The following is a 13,177-nucleotide window of genomic DNA, read 5'->3' on the forward strand; positions in this document are numbered from 1 at the left end:
ATTTGCTTGTTATCGCGTTTGTTAATTCGCTAACGTTAACAAGCAATCAGGACTTTTGATTAACGATTACTTGCAGCCTTTAGTTTTTCTGTCAGTTGATCCAGCGAGCTGATTTGATATGTGGGCACAATGTGCTCTGGGTGTACTTTGCCATGATGATTGAGCCAGCAAGTATCAATCTGTGCGTTAATGCCACCCAGAATGTCCGACTCTAATGTGTCACCAACCATCAATACTTTCTTACGATCTGGATTGCCCATTTTCTCAAGTGCATGATCAAAAATGGCAACATTGGGTTTCGCTACGCCTATTTCTTCCGAAATAATCACATGGGAAAAATATTGGTCAAACTTTGTTCGTTCCAATCGCACTTTTTGAAGTTGCGTAAATCCATTGGTGATAATGGCAGATTTAATAGATTGGCCTGCTAAATGCGTCATTAACGCCTGTGCGCCTGGCAACGGCTTACATATCTCTGCCATGGATTCTAGAAATTGTTGATTAAGCTGATGGGCAGGAATATTCAGTCGATCAGCCCATCGTTGAAATCGACGAGTTTGCAGCTCTTTCGCCGTCACTTTTCCATCCTGGTAAGCCACCCATAATGGTTTATTGATACTTTGATATTCTGCAAAGTCATCTGCGCTAAAAGTCACCTTGTGTTTTAGCATCATGTGGCTTAAACCTGAGAAATTATCAAAGTGGAATAAGGTCTCATCGGCGTCAAAGATAATCCAATCGTAATTCATTTATCTATTTTATCCTTATAAATACAAATCAGGGTGCAGTATTGGCGCGAGCGCAAGTATAAGTGCCTGCGTATAGGTACTTTCGCGAGTGGCCCTATGGTTTGTAAGCAAACCGATCGCGCCACCTTTTTGTTTTACGTTGTCTGTTTTAAACAGATCATCCATGACATCGCCAAGCTCTTCGCCATTTTTTAAACGCAGATAAACCGCATCGGGTATTGGCAAGTTAGCGGATCGACCCGTGTGTATTTTTCCATCACGGCCAGCAATGGCGACATAAGCAAAGGTCGCAGCGCCCTCCTCAAAATCATCAACGCCACCTTCCATCGACACAAAGTAATCTTCTTCCTTGTTCGTGTCATGAGCTCTGCAATAACGAATGCGATTTTGCGCGCCCAGGCGCGTTTCATTTTCTGTCATTGGTTGATCGGCGACCCCAGATTCGGTTTCCATGCCTTCACAGTGAATCGTGTGATTTGGGAATACTTGATTGAAGGCCTGATGCGCGGCCGTTACTTTGACGGGGTTTTTCGATGCAACGCGAATTCGAATAACAGTGTTAGGCATAAGCTGGCTTCCTTTAAAAACAAAAAGCCGCAATCAAGGATTGCGGCTTTGGGTGACTCAATTCAATTTAGGCTTGAGCGTTAATAATGGGAGTGGGACACACCACATCCGCATTTTGCGCTCTATGTCTTAGCAAGTGATCCATGATCGTCAAGGCAACCATGGCTTCGGCAATCGGTGTTGCTCGAATGCCAACGCAAGGGTCATGACGCCCTTTGGTAATCACGTCGATGGCTTCGCCCGCACGGTTGATGCTTTTTCCTGGAATGGTAATGCTCGATGTTGGTTTCAGCGCCATATGGACAATAATATCTTGTCCTGAAGAAATGCCACCAAGCACACCGCCGGCGTGATTGCTTAAGAAGCCTTCTGGTGTCATTTCATCACGATGCTGACTGCCTTTTTGTTCAATGACATCAAAACCATCGCCAATCTCAACGCCTTTCACGGCATTAATACTCATAATCGCTTTGGCTATATCGGCATCCAGTCGATCAAAAACGGGGGCGCCAAGGCCTGGCATTACGTTTTTTGCAATGACGGAAATTTTCGCACCAATAGAGTCGCCTTCACGGCGCAAGGCTGTCATGTATTCTTCTAGTTCAGGAATCGCATCTGGGTCAGGGCTGAAAAAGCTATTATTGTAGACCTGACTTAAATCTTTCACTGCCAGCTTAATGGGACCAAGTTGTGACAAAAAGCCTTGAATTTCAATGCCAAATTGCTGTTTTAGGTATTTCTTAGCAATCGCGCCTGCGGCAACGCGCATGGCGGTTTCACGGGCAGAAGAACGACCGCCACCGCGATAATCACGGAAGCCATATTTTTGGTCGTAAGTATAATCAGCGTGCGCCGGGCGGAAGGTGTCTTCAATGTTGCCGTAATCTCGTGAGCGTTGATCGGTATTCTCAATGATCAAGCCGATTGGCGTGCCTGTTGTTTTGCCTTCGAAAACACCGGACATGATTTTTACTTCATCCGCTTCGCGACGCTGAGTCGTGTGTTTTGATGTGCCAGGTTTGCGTAGATCAAGGTCTCTTTGTAAATCGGCTTCGCATATCTCTATGCCTGGAGGACAGCCGTCGACAATGGCCCCCAATGCGAGGCCATGACTTTCACCAAATGTGGTGACTTTAAAAAGTGTTCCAAAAGTATTACCAGACATAATGCTACTGTTGCTCGTGTAATAGTTGGTTTAATTGTTCTTTGGTGAGGACAAAAACGCCGTTTCCGCCCTGCTCTAATTCAACCCACATAAAGGGGATTTCTGGGTAGGCAGCTTGCAATGCCACTTCGGTATTACCCACTTCGTATACTAATATACCGTCATCATGAAGATAATGCGCGGCCTGAGCTAAAAACTTATGGGTAAAGTTCAGCCCATCATCACCAGAGGTTAGCGCTAATTCTGGTTCATTATGGAACTCTGCAGGCGCTTGTTGGAAGTCCTGCTTATCGACATAAGGAGGGTTACAAATAATCAAATCGTATTGCTTGCCGGTCAGTGCGGAGAACATATCAGAATGTATGGCCTGCACACGATCTTCGACTTGATGGCGCACGATATTCTCATTCGCGACCACAAGAGCGGCTTCACTGATGTCACTCAGATCCACTGAGGCTTCATCAAAAACCAACGCGGCGGCAATGCCTAAACAGCCACTGCCTGTACACATATCCAGAATAGTTCTTGGATATTGGTTCAGCCAAGGGGCGAACTCACTTTCTAATAGAGAAATAATAGGCGATCTCGGGATCAAGGTGTCTTTTGTCACCTTGAATGGAAGCCCCATAAACCATGCTTCACCAAGTAAATACGGTAAGGGTTCACGCTTATTAATGCGGCTATCGATAAGCTTCAGTAAACGCTTTTTTTCATTGTATGTCAGCGCACAATCTAACATATCCCGATCAAAATCTAAGGGTAAACTTAACCCCCCCATGACAAGATGAACCGCCTCGTCCCAAGGATTGTCTGTGCCATGCCCATAAAAAAGGTCCGCTTTTTGGAAGCGGCTGTAGGTCCAGCGAATAAAATCTTTAATGGTGTTTAAGTCGCGAACTGCGGATTGTCTACTGCTCATTAGAATTCGGCCATGTATGGGGTAAAACAAAGCGGCATTATAGCCTTTATTATTTATTGTCTCTATCCTTGATCTGGATACGAGCGACGGATTGCGTTAATTCCTCCATCTGCTTATTGAGTTTTTCTAGATGGCCATCTTGTATGGATTGATGTTGATTTTTCAGCGCGTGTAACTGCTCTTTTAGCTGAGCGTTTTCTTCTTCAAGGCCGCTGACTTTGTTGTCTAGCTTGGCGAGATCAACGGCTTTTTGTGACAAGTTTAACTGCAACTCGTCCCGCTCTTTTTGCGTTTGCTTAAGTTGACTGTCGATGACCTTGTTGTGTGAAACTATGTCGTCATGGCGCTCCAGAATCATCTGGTGTTTCTCGATGAGCGCTTGGTGAGCGTTTTCTAACTGCTGCTTTTCTTCTGTTACCTTAGCCAAAGAATCTTGCGTCTCACATAAAACAGAACTCAATGAGAGAAAACCTTGGTGCGTCGCGCTTTCTTTTAAGGCTTGCTGATTTTCAAGGTCGACTTGCTTTTCATCCAGCAAGGTCCCAAGGGTTTGTGTTATTTCTCGTGAGAAATGATTGAAGGCTGGCTGCAAGGCATCATTTAATTCTTTCAGCTGATGCTGTTGGTATTCTTTATAGGACTCTTCCCACTCAGTGATTGCATTCAGCAAGGTGGTATTCGATGCATGGCGGCCGTCTTTCTTAAGAAAATAGTCGGCTATTCTTGGGATGTTCGGGAAATGGTTTTGCTCCAATAGATCCCAACAAGCCTGATGAATCTCTTCTCTTGCAATATTTGCTTTACGAGCCATAACGAAACACCTTCTTATACAATAATCAATTAAGTCATTATATTATCTTTTTTATCATTAAAACAGTTTATCTCAATGCTGTGAAAAAAGCCCCTGTTTGACAGAGGCTTTGATGACGATAGCAATCTTGCTTAGTAAATTATTGCAGCGTCACTGTGCTGAGTATCTTAGCCGCGAATTGCACGCCAAATTCTTTCGCGACTTTTTCCCATGGATCGCGCTCAGGGGCATAGACCACTGGAGTTGAATTCGGGAAACGAGTCTTTAACAAGTCATGCGCACTGGATAAACCATCAATCAATCCAATTTTCTGAGCTTGAACGCCGGTAAAAATCATTCCTGAGAAAACATCATCTGTGATTTTTAATCGGTCGCCTCGACCCACTTCTACCGCATGAATGAATTGCTGATGCGTTTCATCTAATACCGCTTGCCATTTCTCTTTCCCCTCTTTACTCATAGGCACAAAAGGATCAAGGAAGTCTTTATTTCGCCCTGCGGTGAACGTGCGGCGCTCAACACCAATTTTCTCCATTAACTTGCTGGCATCCCAGCCTGATGAAATAACCCCAATGGAACCTACTAAACTGGCTTTGTCCGCGTAAATTTCATTTGCCGCCGACGCAATGTAATAACCGCCAGAGGCCGCCATGTCTTCAACCACCACAATGACTGGGACATTAGGGTAAAGCGCTTCTTTTTGGCGAATGGCGTCATAGATAATGCCCGAATGAACAGGACTGCCACCTGGGCTATTCATTTCAATCACAACGCCGGTTAAGTTATGGCTTCGGTACGCCTCATCCAACAAGCCGACATATTCAGATGCGTCAATTTCTGCGCCGCTGCCAATCACGCCTCGCATTGGAATAACCGCAACCGTGTCTTTATTTAATTGGGTTGTATCAAATGACATCTGGCTTAGTGCTGCGCCAATCAAAGCCAGCACAAAGAGTAAACCGGTAAAACGGAAAAAGATTTTCCAGCGGCGTGCTCGACGCTTTTCCACCACAGTATCATTCAGTGTTTTTTCCAACAGCTGCCAGAGTCTCGAATCGCTGTCTTTTTCTTGATTCGCTGGATCTGGTGTTGTCGCGGGATTTTGTTCTGCGTCTTGGGCATTTTGCTTGTCTTGTTCTTCGGTCCAACTCATTGCTTTGTTAATCCTAAAATTGATGTTAGCTGCCTAATATCATTAATGATGGCATGGGGGTTACAGGCCTGCAATCTCTCTTGATGATGGGCGCCATAGGTGACGCCGACACTGCGCATTCCTGCGTTTGTTGCCATGTTCAAATCGTATTCAGTATCGCCGATCATAATGGCGTCATCGGGAGTAAGTTCGAGCTCTTCTAATATCTGTTCCAGCATCAAAGGGTGCGGCTTAGAAAGCGCCTCGTCTGCACAGCGAGAAGTGGTAAAAAAATCGTTGGTTTTGGTTAGCCCCATCACTCGATTTAAACCGCGTCGAGTTTTTCCTGTGGCCACAGCTAGGGCCAAACCTGATTGGCGTAATGTTTCAAGTAACTCAAAAACGCCATCGTAAGCGTTTGGTGGTGTTTGGTCTTGATCGACGTAAATCTGCTTATAATGCTCGGTCAATCTAGTTCGGTGAGCGTCATCCAGTTCTGGCCACACGGTTTGAACGGCCGTATCTAGAGACAAACCTATGATGTTCTTGATGTCATCGAAATGTCTTTTAGGCGCATCAACGCGAGCCCCCGCTTCTAACATACTGTTGCAAATTCCTGCAATGGAATCGAAAAGAGTGCCATCCCAATCAAAAATCACTAACTTAACCATGCAATACCTCTTAAGAATGGTGCGCCAAGAGTGTAACATAGCGAAAAAATGTAAGATAAGGATTAGCAATGACTTCTGGTTTCACTTTAGAGCAATTATTCATCGATCAAAGCATCGAATACCGCAAGATAGTAACAGAGGATGATGTTCATACCTTTGCGGCTGTCACAGGCGACTCCAACCCTGTTCATCTCGATGCACAATACGCAGCAACGACGTCTTTTGGTAAGCAAATAGCCCATGGCATGTTGTCTGCTAGCTTTATTTCTGCCGCGATAGGTACGCAATTACCAGGACCTGGTTGCATATACCTGGAGCAAAACTTGAAATTCCGTGCGCCTGTTTTTCTGGGTCAAGAAGTCGTGACCAGAATCACAGTGGCTGAGATTAATGAGCGCCGCCGTCGTGTGACGTTAAAAACCGTATGTGAATGCGAAGGCAAAGCCGTAGTAACAGGCGAAGCCATTGTTATGGTACCTGCGGGCGAATAGTTAAGCGCTTATCGTTCCTTTAATATAAAGCACAGATTTTCTGTGCTTTTTTATTTAAAGACGGCGCAAGCGGTTCTTATATATGTAGCGCCCTCACACATCACTTACTAATGCTTTAAAACTGGTCTGCAAAGGTCCCTGTTTCGTCCTTATAGTGAACGAGATCCCAAAAAAAGATATTGGATAGTGTAAATACGCGACATGTATCAAAAAACGCTGGATTTATTTCCGGAGAAGAATATATTTAATGATATAAATCATGAGTTAAGGCGTTTTATGAACTTCCATCTACTTATCATTCTTGTCGTTATCGCATCGTCTTTGTTGAGCCTGTCTCAACGCGCGAACGCACAAGAAGAAAGTAAACAGCGCTGGGTGCCAGCGACTGGGCAGATATGCTGTGAAGCCGCCATTCCTGATTTAGATGTTGACCCAATAGATGACAGCTACGTCGCATTATACCTTTCATTAGTAGTGCCGACTAAAAAAGACAACAAGCTGTTTTCATTTTACCGTCATCCTATTAGCACATCACCTTCTGATAGAATCAAACCAAGGGCCCCTCCTGTTTTCTTGATATAACTCACCAATTTACTTTTTTTATCTATTTTTGGAGAACTATCATGAAAACACTTACTTATGTTTCTACTAAAGACGTTAATGCATTAACTTGGCCTGTAACCATCGAGAATATCAACCTATATTCTCCTGCATTAAGCGTATTCACAGATTTTAAAACCGCGGCGCCTCGTGTTATTGAGTCTAGTACTCGTGCTGACGAATTGGTTCGCTTAATGAGAAAAGAGCACGTTCGCATGAAAGTAGTGGTAGACGCCAACAACGCATTTGTCGGTGTGGTAGGGTTAGAAGACCTGTCTGAAGAAGCTTTCATCAAGCAAGTCGCAAAAGGTTTTACTCGCTCTGAACTTTTGGTTGCTGACCTAATGCGTCCAAAAGAAACGCTATTGGCGCTGTCTTACAACTCATTGAAAAATGCCGACATTGAATCATTGTTGTACAGCCAAAAAACCAATGAGCTACAGCACCTTCTTGTTATTGATGAGAACAACAAAACGATTCGTGGATTGATTTCTTCAAGCGACATTGCGCGCCAATTAAAATTGGACATCGATGTTACCTTTTCAAGTTTCCGCAATATTTATAAAATCGCTTTATTGGGTGAAGTACACGCGCCAAGCAAATTGCAGGTAGCCTAACCCTAATAGACACCCTGAAAACCTAAAAAGCTCATGCCACGATTCAGAGGCATGAGCTTTTTTTTGGGTTAAATCCTTGCTATCAAGACAGACTTTTTAAGCCCTATTGGCTTGCTTTCTTTTGAATCCAATAAAAGTAAGTATCACCCTCTTGCACTTGCTCAAGCAAAGTATGACCTAAAAAGTTACAGAACTTAGGGATATCTCGAGTTGTTGAAGGGTCTGTTGCAATCACTTTTAAAATGTTTTTTTCTGCCAATTTGCGCATCTCGACATGCAGCATCATCACAGGTTCAGGGCATAACAACCCAGTAGCGTCCAATTCAGCTTGGTGTTCCATTATCGACTCACTCTTTGTCGTTGTTTATGGGGCGCATTATAAAACGCACTGGCTAGTAGTCCAATCCATGACGCGCTAACCAAGCCTCAATAGACGCCGAAATATTATTAATAACCTCATCTGTGCTTAGTTTCTGCTTTTTTAATGTTTTGAAATCATGATCGGCTCCCTCAAACCATTGAACTTCAACCTTCTCATTAAGTGTTTGCTCATTGACCCACTCAGGCTTGCCAAAATGGTCTCTTGTGCCCTGTATGATTAAACAAGGCACACTCACCGCATCCAAAAAGGCCAACCTGTGTTTTTCAGGCTTTCCTGGCGGATGAAAGGGAAACCCCAAACAGACAATCGCTTTAACATTTTCTTGCTCTGAAAGCTGGGTGGCCACTCGCCCCCCCATCGACTTACCCGCCACAATCAGGGCTTTCTCAGTGCCAATTTGCGCGGCAAATTCAGGCACTAAACTGACGAATTTAGAAGGAGGACGCCTTTTTCCGGTCCGTTCTTGCTCTTTCATATAATCAAATGTAACAGGGACCACTGGTCTTGCGTGTTGCTGGGTCAAAGTATCGGCAAAAGCGCGCAAAAAGTCGCTCGATTGATAGCCCGCACCAGCCCCGTGCGCCAAATAGAGAGGAAGTTTTGACATATAAATCAGGCACCAAAATAAAAAAGTCATTAGAGCAGATTCCCAAGCTCCTTTGAAGAGGCGGATAGACAAGCCTTGCATAGGATTTCGTACACTTACTAGAAGCAAGTTTTGATCTATATCATGAAGCCACCCTGAGGCTAAGAGTAAACTTCGCATTAGAAAATTTAATAGGAAGACACCATGCTTTGGGATCAATCGCTTATCACCAAATACAACTTATCTGGGCCCCGCTATACCTCTTACCCAACAGCACCACAATTTGATAATGCCATCAGTAAAATTGCTTTAATTGACAAAATGCTAGTGCCAAATCAAGGCCCTATCAGTTTGTACTTTCACATCCCTTTTTGCGCGCATCTTTGTTATTACTGCGCTTGTAATAAGGTGGTTACCAAGCAATATGATAAAGGCGCTGAGTACGTAGAATTACTCGAAGAGGAAATGCGTTTACGGAGCCTGATGATTGATCAACATAGACCTGTTACCCAGTTGCACTTTGGCGGCGGGACTCCAACGTTTCTTTCTGAGCAGCATCTAGAGCAATTATTTGCCGCGATAAATCAACAATTCACCCTAGTGCAAGATGGCAGCCAAGATTACAGCATCGAAATTGACCCACGAGAAATCACCTCGTCAAAAATGCAATTACTGGTAAAAAATGGCATTAACCGTATCAGTATTGGCGTGCAAGATTTTGATCAAGAAGTACAGCTTGCTATTCACAGAGTGCAGCCAATTAAAATGGTCAGCGACTTGGTTGAAGACGCCAGAAAACTGGGCATTTCTTCGATCAACTTTGATCTTATTTATGGCTTGCCAAAGCAAACAATTGCAGGCTTTAAAGAGACATTAGAGAAAGTAATTGAGTTAAACCCAGACCGAATTTCCGTCTTTAACTACGCTCATCTACCGGATCGATTTCGCTCACAGCGCCGAATACTAGACCAAGACTTGCCGTCTCCAGAATTAAAATTAAACTTATTAAAGCTGTCCATTGAGACATTAACTGAGGCGGGTTATGAATACATTGGCATGGATCATTTTGCCAAGCCAAACGACAGTTTGAAAGTGGCGCAAGAAAAAGGCCAATTACAGCGTAATTTCCAAGGCTACACCACCCACGCAGAAACCGATTTGATTGCATTTGGTGTGTCGGCCATTAGCCACTTAAAAGGCGTATACATTCAAAACCACACGGATTTATCGCTTTATCAAAACAGCATCGAAAATGGTCAGTTGGCCATTATGAAAGGCTATATAAGTCATCAAGATGACCGTATTCGTCATCAAGTTATTATGACTTTAATTAGCCAATTTGAATTGCGTAGCGAGTCTATTGAGAAAGCCTTTTCAATTCAATTTGACCAGTATTTTTCCCAAGAATTAGAACAATTAGAACAACTGGAAAAAGATGGAATTGTTGAAATCGATCACCTTAAGGAACATACTCATATTAGGGTAACAGAGCGAGGACGCCTTTTGATTCGTTGCGTGTGCATGGTGTTTGATCAGTATCTAGACAGCGCTATCAAGTACTCTAAAGTTATATAATAAATTACAGTCAGGGAAACATTTATGTCAATCTCAACCGCACCATCAAGATTTAACAGTAAACTTACTTCGCAATGTCAGAACTGTAGTCTAAGTGCATTATGTCTGCCTATTGCTTTGGCTGATGAAGATATAAATAGACTGGATCAGATCATTGAAAGGAAGCGCCCTCTTAAAAAAGGTGAGATTCTATTTCATCAAGGACAAGCGTTTGATTCAGTGTTTGCAGTTCGTACTGGGACACTAAAAACATTTAACATCACGGCTTCTGGTGAAGAGCAAATCACAGGGTTCTATTGCCCAAGTGAGCTGGTTGGCTTGAGTGGCATTGATAACAATAGCTACCCGATTACAGCGAAAGCGCTGGAAACCACGACTGTGTGTGAAATTCCGTTTAGCCACCTTGAGAACCTAACATCGCAAATCCCTTCTCTGAAACATCAATTGTTTAGGGTGATGAGCCGAAAAATCAGCGATGACCAACAAATGATGGTCTTACTGGGTAAAAAGAATGCCGACGAAAAAGTCGCCTCTTTCTTATTGAACCTTTCCAACCGCTTTAAAAAGCGCGGTTATTCAGCCACTTCATTTAGATTGGCCATGTCTCGCGGCGAAGTAGGTAACTATTTAGGCTTGGCGGTTGAAACGGTTAGCCGAGTGATGACTCGTTTTCAGAAAAATGAGCTGATCGAGGTAGACGGCAAAGAGATTTCAATCATCAACCTGAGCGAGATGCAAAAGTTGGTAGGGATAGCGGACGATTGTGCTAGAATAGCCGATATTTGATTCACAAATTAAGGCTCTTTCCCTTTATGCTTTACGACGATTTTTACGTTAAGTCATTAATTCGCACTGTTGAAGACTGGCCAAAAGCTGGCATCAGTTTCCGCGATATCACCCCTATCTTTAGCGACCCGAAAGGCATGCGCATGGTGGTGGATGCTTACGTGCATCGCTATATCGCAAGCGATATCACACACATTGCCTGTATTGATGCTCGAGGCTTTTTGATTGCAGCTGTATTAGCTTATGAACTGCAAAAGCCACTTATTTTGATTCGAAAAAAAGGTAAGTTACCGGGCAAAACCATTTCTCAGAGCTATGATTTGGAATACGGTTCAGCAGAGCTTGAGATTCAAGAAAACGCGGTTAAAGAAGGCGATCATGTGTTGCTGTTTGATGATTTGATTGCAACCGGTGGTACCCTATTTGCTGCCATTGAACTGCTTACTAGCCAAGGAGCAGAAATCAAAGAAGTCGCCGCTATTATTGATCTGCCTGATCTTGGGGGCAGCCAAAAGTTACGCGATAATGAGATCCCTATTTTCAGTCTTTGCGCATTTGCAGGCGAGTAATACACACTTCTGCCCCTAATTAGCAGGGGCAGCAGAAACAAAAAAGGTGGTCAATATGACCACCTTTTTTATGCTTAACCCAGTCTATTCTTAGAATGCGACGGAAGCACCAACGCTAAGACCATCGCTTGTTTCGCGACGCTCATCATTGGTATAAACAGACACTGTGCTGCCGTAGCCAATGTAAACACGTGTGTTTTGAGTGGTCATGTATTCACCACGAACGTCGTAAGTGTACATGTGATCCAAACGAGACACAGACAAGACTTCAGGAGAGTAATACGCTGATCCATAAACGCTTAAGCGATTTGCCATTGGGAAGGTGTAACGGTACCAACCACCCAATGCTGCAGCAACCGCCACATCATCGTTTCTGCCGTTCAGGTTGTTATCCAGCGCATACACACGAACCCCAAGACCAATCTGCAATGGGCCGCTGGTGTCTGTGTCTTGAATGTTTAAGCCAACATAAGCTGAAGAAGTGTCATCATCAGAATCGTGCGTGCCGCCAGCCGTCAAGGCGAAAGGCCCCATGTCTAGGCTCACATCAGCTTTAGCTAAATCATTGGTTAAGCTCACGCCTGCGTTAGACGCCAACACCATGGATGAACTTAAAATACCCGCTGTTAGCAGTAAGGCCTTATTCGTTAGATTCATTTCCATTAATCCTATATTGAGATGATGTTTAACTTGTTGAAAGCATCTTCTGATTGCTTTAATTCTTTAAAGTCGAATAACTCAGTATCAGCAAGGTGAGAAGGAACGACATTCTGCATTGCTGTAAACATAATATCCGTACGACCTGGGTACTCTTTATCCCATTGCTGAAGCATATCTTTTACCACTTGTCTTTGCAGGTTCTGTTGGGAACCACACAAATTACAAGGAATAATTGGGTAAGACTTTGCGGTAGCAAAGGCTTCAATGTCCTTCTCTTTGCAATAAGCCAAAGGACGAATAACCACATGCTTGCCATCATCGCTAAGCAACTTAGGTGGCATTGATTTTAACTTACCACCAAAAAACATATTTAAAAAGAGGGTTTCTAAGATGTCATCTCTGTGGTGACCCAGGGCAATCTTAGTGGCGCCAATTTCTTCTGCAAATCCGTACAGGGAACCTCGTCTTAAACGTGAGCATAAGCCGCATGTGGTCTTTCCTTCAGGAACAATTTCTTTAACGATACTGTAGGTATCGCGTTCCAAGATATGGAAATCCACCCCTTGCTCTTCTAAATAAGCCGGTAAAATATGCTCAGGAAAGCCGGGTTGCTTTTGGTCTAAATTGACCGCAACGAGTTCGAAATTAATCGGTGCACTGGCTTGTAAATTACGAAGAATTTCAAGCATTGTGTATGAGTCTTTACCGCCAGACAAACACACCATTACCTTATCACCCTCTTCAATCATATTGAAGTCTGCGATGGCCTGACCTGTTTGTCTGCGTAAGCGTTTTTGGAGCTTGTTAAGCTCGGCTTTTTCTTTGGGTTTGCTAGTAAAATCCATGATCCACACGTGTATAAAACGAAATGCGACTATCTTACTATACAGTCCTCCC

The 13,177-nt window shown here is 43.7% G+C and carries 17 protein-coding genes; 6 read left to right on the plus strand and 11 right to left on the minus strand.

Translation table 11 applies throughout. The features are described 5' to 3' along the window. Window positions 1-59 precede the first annotated feature (59 nt). The 7 genes from yjjG to E0D71_RS13890 form a co-directional block, all read right to left on the minus strand. Window positions 60-749 carry a pyrimidine 5'-nucleotidase gene (gene yjjG, locus E0D71_RS13860; RefSeq protein WP_133003915.1) on the minus strand — a complete coding sequence of 230 codons (690 nt, stop codon included), beginning with the start codon at window positions 747-749 and terminating at the stop codon, window positions 60-62. 15 nt (window positions 750-764) lie between these two features. Beyond that, window positions 765-1,316: an inosine/xanthosine triphosphatase gene (gene yjjX / locus E0D71_RS13865; RefSeq protein ID WP_133003916.1), complete on the minus strand. Its 552-nt coding sequence runs from the start codon at window positions 1,314-1,316 to the stop codon at window positions 765-767. A gap of 67 nt (window positions 1,317-1,383) precedes the next feature. After that, the gene (aroC, locus tag E0D71_RS13870) at window positions 1,384-2,481 is read right to left on the minus strand and encodes a chorismate synthase (RefSeq protein WP_133003917.1); all 1,098 of its coding nucleotides are present in this window, start codon (window positions 2,479-2,481) and stop codon (window positions 1,384-1,386) included. A gap of 4 nt (window positions 2,482-2,485) precedes the next feature. Further along, entirely contained in the window at window positions 2,486-3,400 is a 915-nt protein-coding gene (gene prmB / locus E0D71_RS13875; protein WP_133003918.1) for a 50S ribosomal protein L3 N(5)-glutamine methyltransferase, read from the minus strand. A 49-nt stretch (window positions 3,401-3,449) separates the two neighbouring features. Next, the gene (locus E0D71_RS13880) at window positions 3,450-4,211 is read right to left on the minus strand and encodes a hypothetical protein (protein ID WP_133003919.1); all 762 of its coding nucleotides are present in this window, start codon (window positions 4,209-4,211) and stop codon (window positions 3,450-3,452) included. 139 nt (window positions 4,212-4,350) lie between these two features. Continuing rightward, window positions 4,351-5,364, minus strand: coding sequence for a signal peptide peptidase SppA (gene sppA, locus E0D71_RS13885; RefSeq protein WP_133003920.1), 1,014 nt, complete (start codon window positions 5,362-5,364; stop codon window positions 4,351-4,353). Further along, the gene (locus E0D71_RS13890; protein WP_165943009.1) at window positions 5,361-6,014 is read right to left on the minus strand and encodes an HAD-IA family hydrolase; all 654 of its coding nucleotides are present in this window, start codon (window positions 6,012-6,014) and stop codon (window positions 5,361-5,363) included. Before E0D71_RS13890 ends, sppA begins: the two co-directional genes overlap by 4 nt. Before the next feature lie 68 nt (window positions 6,015-6,082). Between E0D71_RS13890 and E0D71_RS13895 the strand changes: the two genes are divergently transcribed. The 3 genes from E0D71_RS13895 (at window position 6,083) to E0D71_RS13905 (ending at window position 7,722) form a co-directional block, all read left to right on the plus strand. Further along, window positions 6,083-6,505 (plus strand): MaoC family dehydratase, encoded by a 423-nt coding sequence (locus E0D71_RS13895; RefSeq protein WP_133003922.1) that lies wholly within the window; start codon window positions 6,083-6,085, stop codon window positions 6,503-6,505. Window positions 6,506-6,781: 276 nt separating this feature from the next. Continuing rightward, window positions 6,782-7,087 carry a hypothetical protein gene (locus E0D71_RS13900; RefSeq protein ID WP_133003923.1) on the plus strand — a complete coding sequence of 102 codons (306 nt, stop codon included), beginning with the start codon at window positions 6,782-6,784 and terminating at the stop codon, window positions 7,085-7,087. A gap of 41 nt (window positions 7,088-7,128) precedes the next feature. After that, window positions 7,129-7,722: a CBS domain-containing protein gene (locus E0D71_RS13905; protein WP_133003924.1), complete on the plus strand. Its 594-nt coding sequence runs from the start codon at window positions 7,129-7,131 to the stop codon at window positions 7,720-7,722. A gap of 103 nt (window positions 7,723-7,825) precedes the next feature. Here the strand turns inward: E0D71_RS13905 and tusA are convergent, their stop codons facing one another. Then, window positions 7,826-8,062 (minus strand): sulfurtransferase TusA, encoded by a 237-nt coding sequence (tusA, locus tag E0D71_RS13910; protein WP_133003925.1) that lies wholly within the window; start codon window positions 8,060-8,062, stop codon window positions 7,826-7,828. Window positions 8,063-8,114: 52 nt separating this feature from the next. After that, window positions 8,115-8,711 (minus strand): alpha/beta family hydrolase, encoded by a 597-nt coding sequence (locus E0D71_RS13915; protein ID WP_133003926.1) that lies wholly within the window; start codon window positions 8,709-8,711, stop codon window positions 8,115-8,117. 183 nt (window positions 8,712-8,894) lie between these two features. On the opposite strand from E0D71_RS13915, the gene hemN reads away from it, so the two are divergent. From hemN to E0D71_RS13930, 3 genes are read left to right on the plus strand one after another with little or no spacing between them, the layout of a single operon-like run. Continuing rightward, a complete protein-coding gene (gene hemN, locus E0D71_RS13920) occupies window positions 8,895-10,265 on the plus strand; it encodes an oxygen-independent coproporphyrinogen III oxidase (protein WP_133003927.1) in 1,371 nt (456 codons plus the stop codon). Between the two features lie 24 nt (window positions 10,266-10,289). After that, on the plus strand, window positions 10,290-11,051 hold the full coding sequence (gene fnr / locus E0D71_RS13925; RefSeq protein ID WP_133003928.1) for a fumarate/nitrate reduction transcriptional regulator Fnr: 762 nt from the start codon (window positions 10,290-10,292) through the stop codon (window positions 11,049-11,051). 26 nt (window positions 11,052-11,077) lie between these two features. Further along, window positions 11,078-11,620, plus strand: coding sequence for an adenine phosphoribosyltransferase (locus tag E0D71_RS13930; RefSeq protein WP_133003929.1), 543 nt, complete (start codon window positions 11,078-11,080; stop codon window positions 11,618-11,620). A 90-nt stretch (window positions 11,621-11,710) separates the two neighbouring features. On the opposite strand, the gene E0D71_RS13935 is transcribed toward E0D71_RS13930, so the two are convergent. Continuing rightward, window positions 11,711-12,277, minus strand: a complete 567-nt coding sequence (locus E0D71_RS13935; RefSeq protein WP_133003930.1) for a YfaZ family outer membrane protein — start codon at window positions 12,275-12,277, stop codon at window positions 11,711-11,713. 11 nt (window positions 12,278-12,288) lie between these two features. Further along, entirely contained in the window at window positions 12,289-13,125 is an 837-nt protein-coding gene (gene ttcA, locus E0D71_RS13940; protein ID WP_133003931.1) for a tRNA 2-thiocytidine(32) synthetase TtcA, read from the minus strand. Between the last annotated feature and the right edge of the window lie 52 nt (window positions 13,126-13,177).

The organism is Marinomonas sp. KMM3893 (assembly GCF_004352855.1).
In the GTDB taxonomy this organism is placed as follows: Bacteria; Pseudomonadota; Gammaproteobacteria; order Pseudomonadales; family Marinomonadaceae; genus Marinomonas; species Marinomonas arenicola.

What these genes read in the sequence shown, in the direction of transcription:
- E0D71_RS13930 (WP_133003929.1), top strand. Translation starts at nt 11,078, where the DNA reads ATGCTTTACGACGATTTTTACGTTAAGTCATTAATTCGCACTGTTGAA.
- hemN (WP_133003927.1), top strand. Translation starts at nt 8,895, where the DNA reads ATGCTTTGGGATCAATCGCTTATCACCAAATACAACTTATCTGGGCCC.
- E0D71_RS13890 (WP_165943009.1), bottom strand. Translation starts at nt 6,014, where the DNA reads ATGGTTAAGTTAGTGATTTTTGATTGGGATGGCACTCTTTTCGATTCC.
- E0D71_RS13915 (WP_133003926.1), bottom strand. Translation starts at nt 8,711, where the DNA reads ATGTCAAAACTTCCTCTCTATTTGGCGCACGGGGCTGGTGCGGGCTAT.
- E0D71_RS13900 (WP_133003923.1), top strand. Translation starts at nt 6,782, where the DNA reads ATGAACTTCCATCTACTTATCATTCTTGTCGTTATCGCATCGTCTTTG.
- yjjG (WP_133003915.1), bottom strand. Translation starts at nt 749, where the DNA reads ATGAATTACGATTGGATTATCTTTGACGCCGATGAGACCTTATTCCAC.
- aroC (WP_133003917.1), bottom strand. Translation starts at nt 2,481, where the DNA reads ATGTCTGGTAATACTTTTGGAACACTTTTTAAAGTCACCACATTTGGT.
- E0D71_RS13880 (WP_133003919.1), bottom strand. Translation starts at nt 4,211, where the DNA reads ATGGCTCGTAAAGCAAATATTGCAAGAGAAGAGATTCATCAGGCTTGT.
- fnr (WP_133003928.1), top strand. Translation starts at nt 10,290, where the DNA reads ATGTCAATCTCAACCGCACCATCAAGATTTAACAGTAAACTTACTTCG.
- tusA (WP_133003925.1), bottom strand. Translation starts at nt 8,062, where the DNA reads ATGGAACACCAAGCTGAATTGGACGCTACTGGGTTGTTATGCCCTGAA.
- E0D71_RS13905 (WP_133003924.1), top strand. Translation starts at nt 7,129, where the DNA reads ATGAAAACACTTACTTATGTTTCTACTAAAGACGTTAATGCATTAACT.
- sppA (WP_133003920.1), bottom strand. Translation starts at nt 5,364, where the DNA reads ATGAGTTGGACCGAAGAACAAGACAAGCAAAATGCCCAAGACGCAGAA.
- ttcA (WP_133003931.1), bottom strand. Translation starts at nt 13,125, where the DNA reads ATGGATTTTACTAGCAAACCCAAAGAAAAAGCCGAGCTTAACAAGCTC.
- E0D71_RS13935 (WP_133003930.1), bottom strand. Translation starts at nt 12,277, where the DNA reads ATGAATCTAACGAATAAGGCCTTACTGCTAACAGCGGGTATTTTAAGT.
- yjjX (WP_133003916.1), bottom strand. Translation starts at nt 1,316, where the DNA reads ATGCCTAACACTGTTATTCGAATTCGCGTTGCATCGAAAAACCCCGTC.
- prmB (WP_133003918.1), bottom strand. Translation starts at nt 3,400, where the DNA reads ATGAGCAGTAGACAATCCGCAGTTCGCGACTTAAACACCATTAAAGAT.
- E0D71_RS13895 (WP_133003922.1), top strand. Translation starts at nt 6,083, where the DNA reads ATGACTTCTGGTTTCACTTTAGAGCAATTATTCATCGATCAAAGCATC.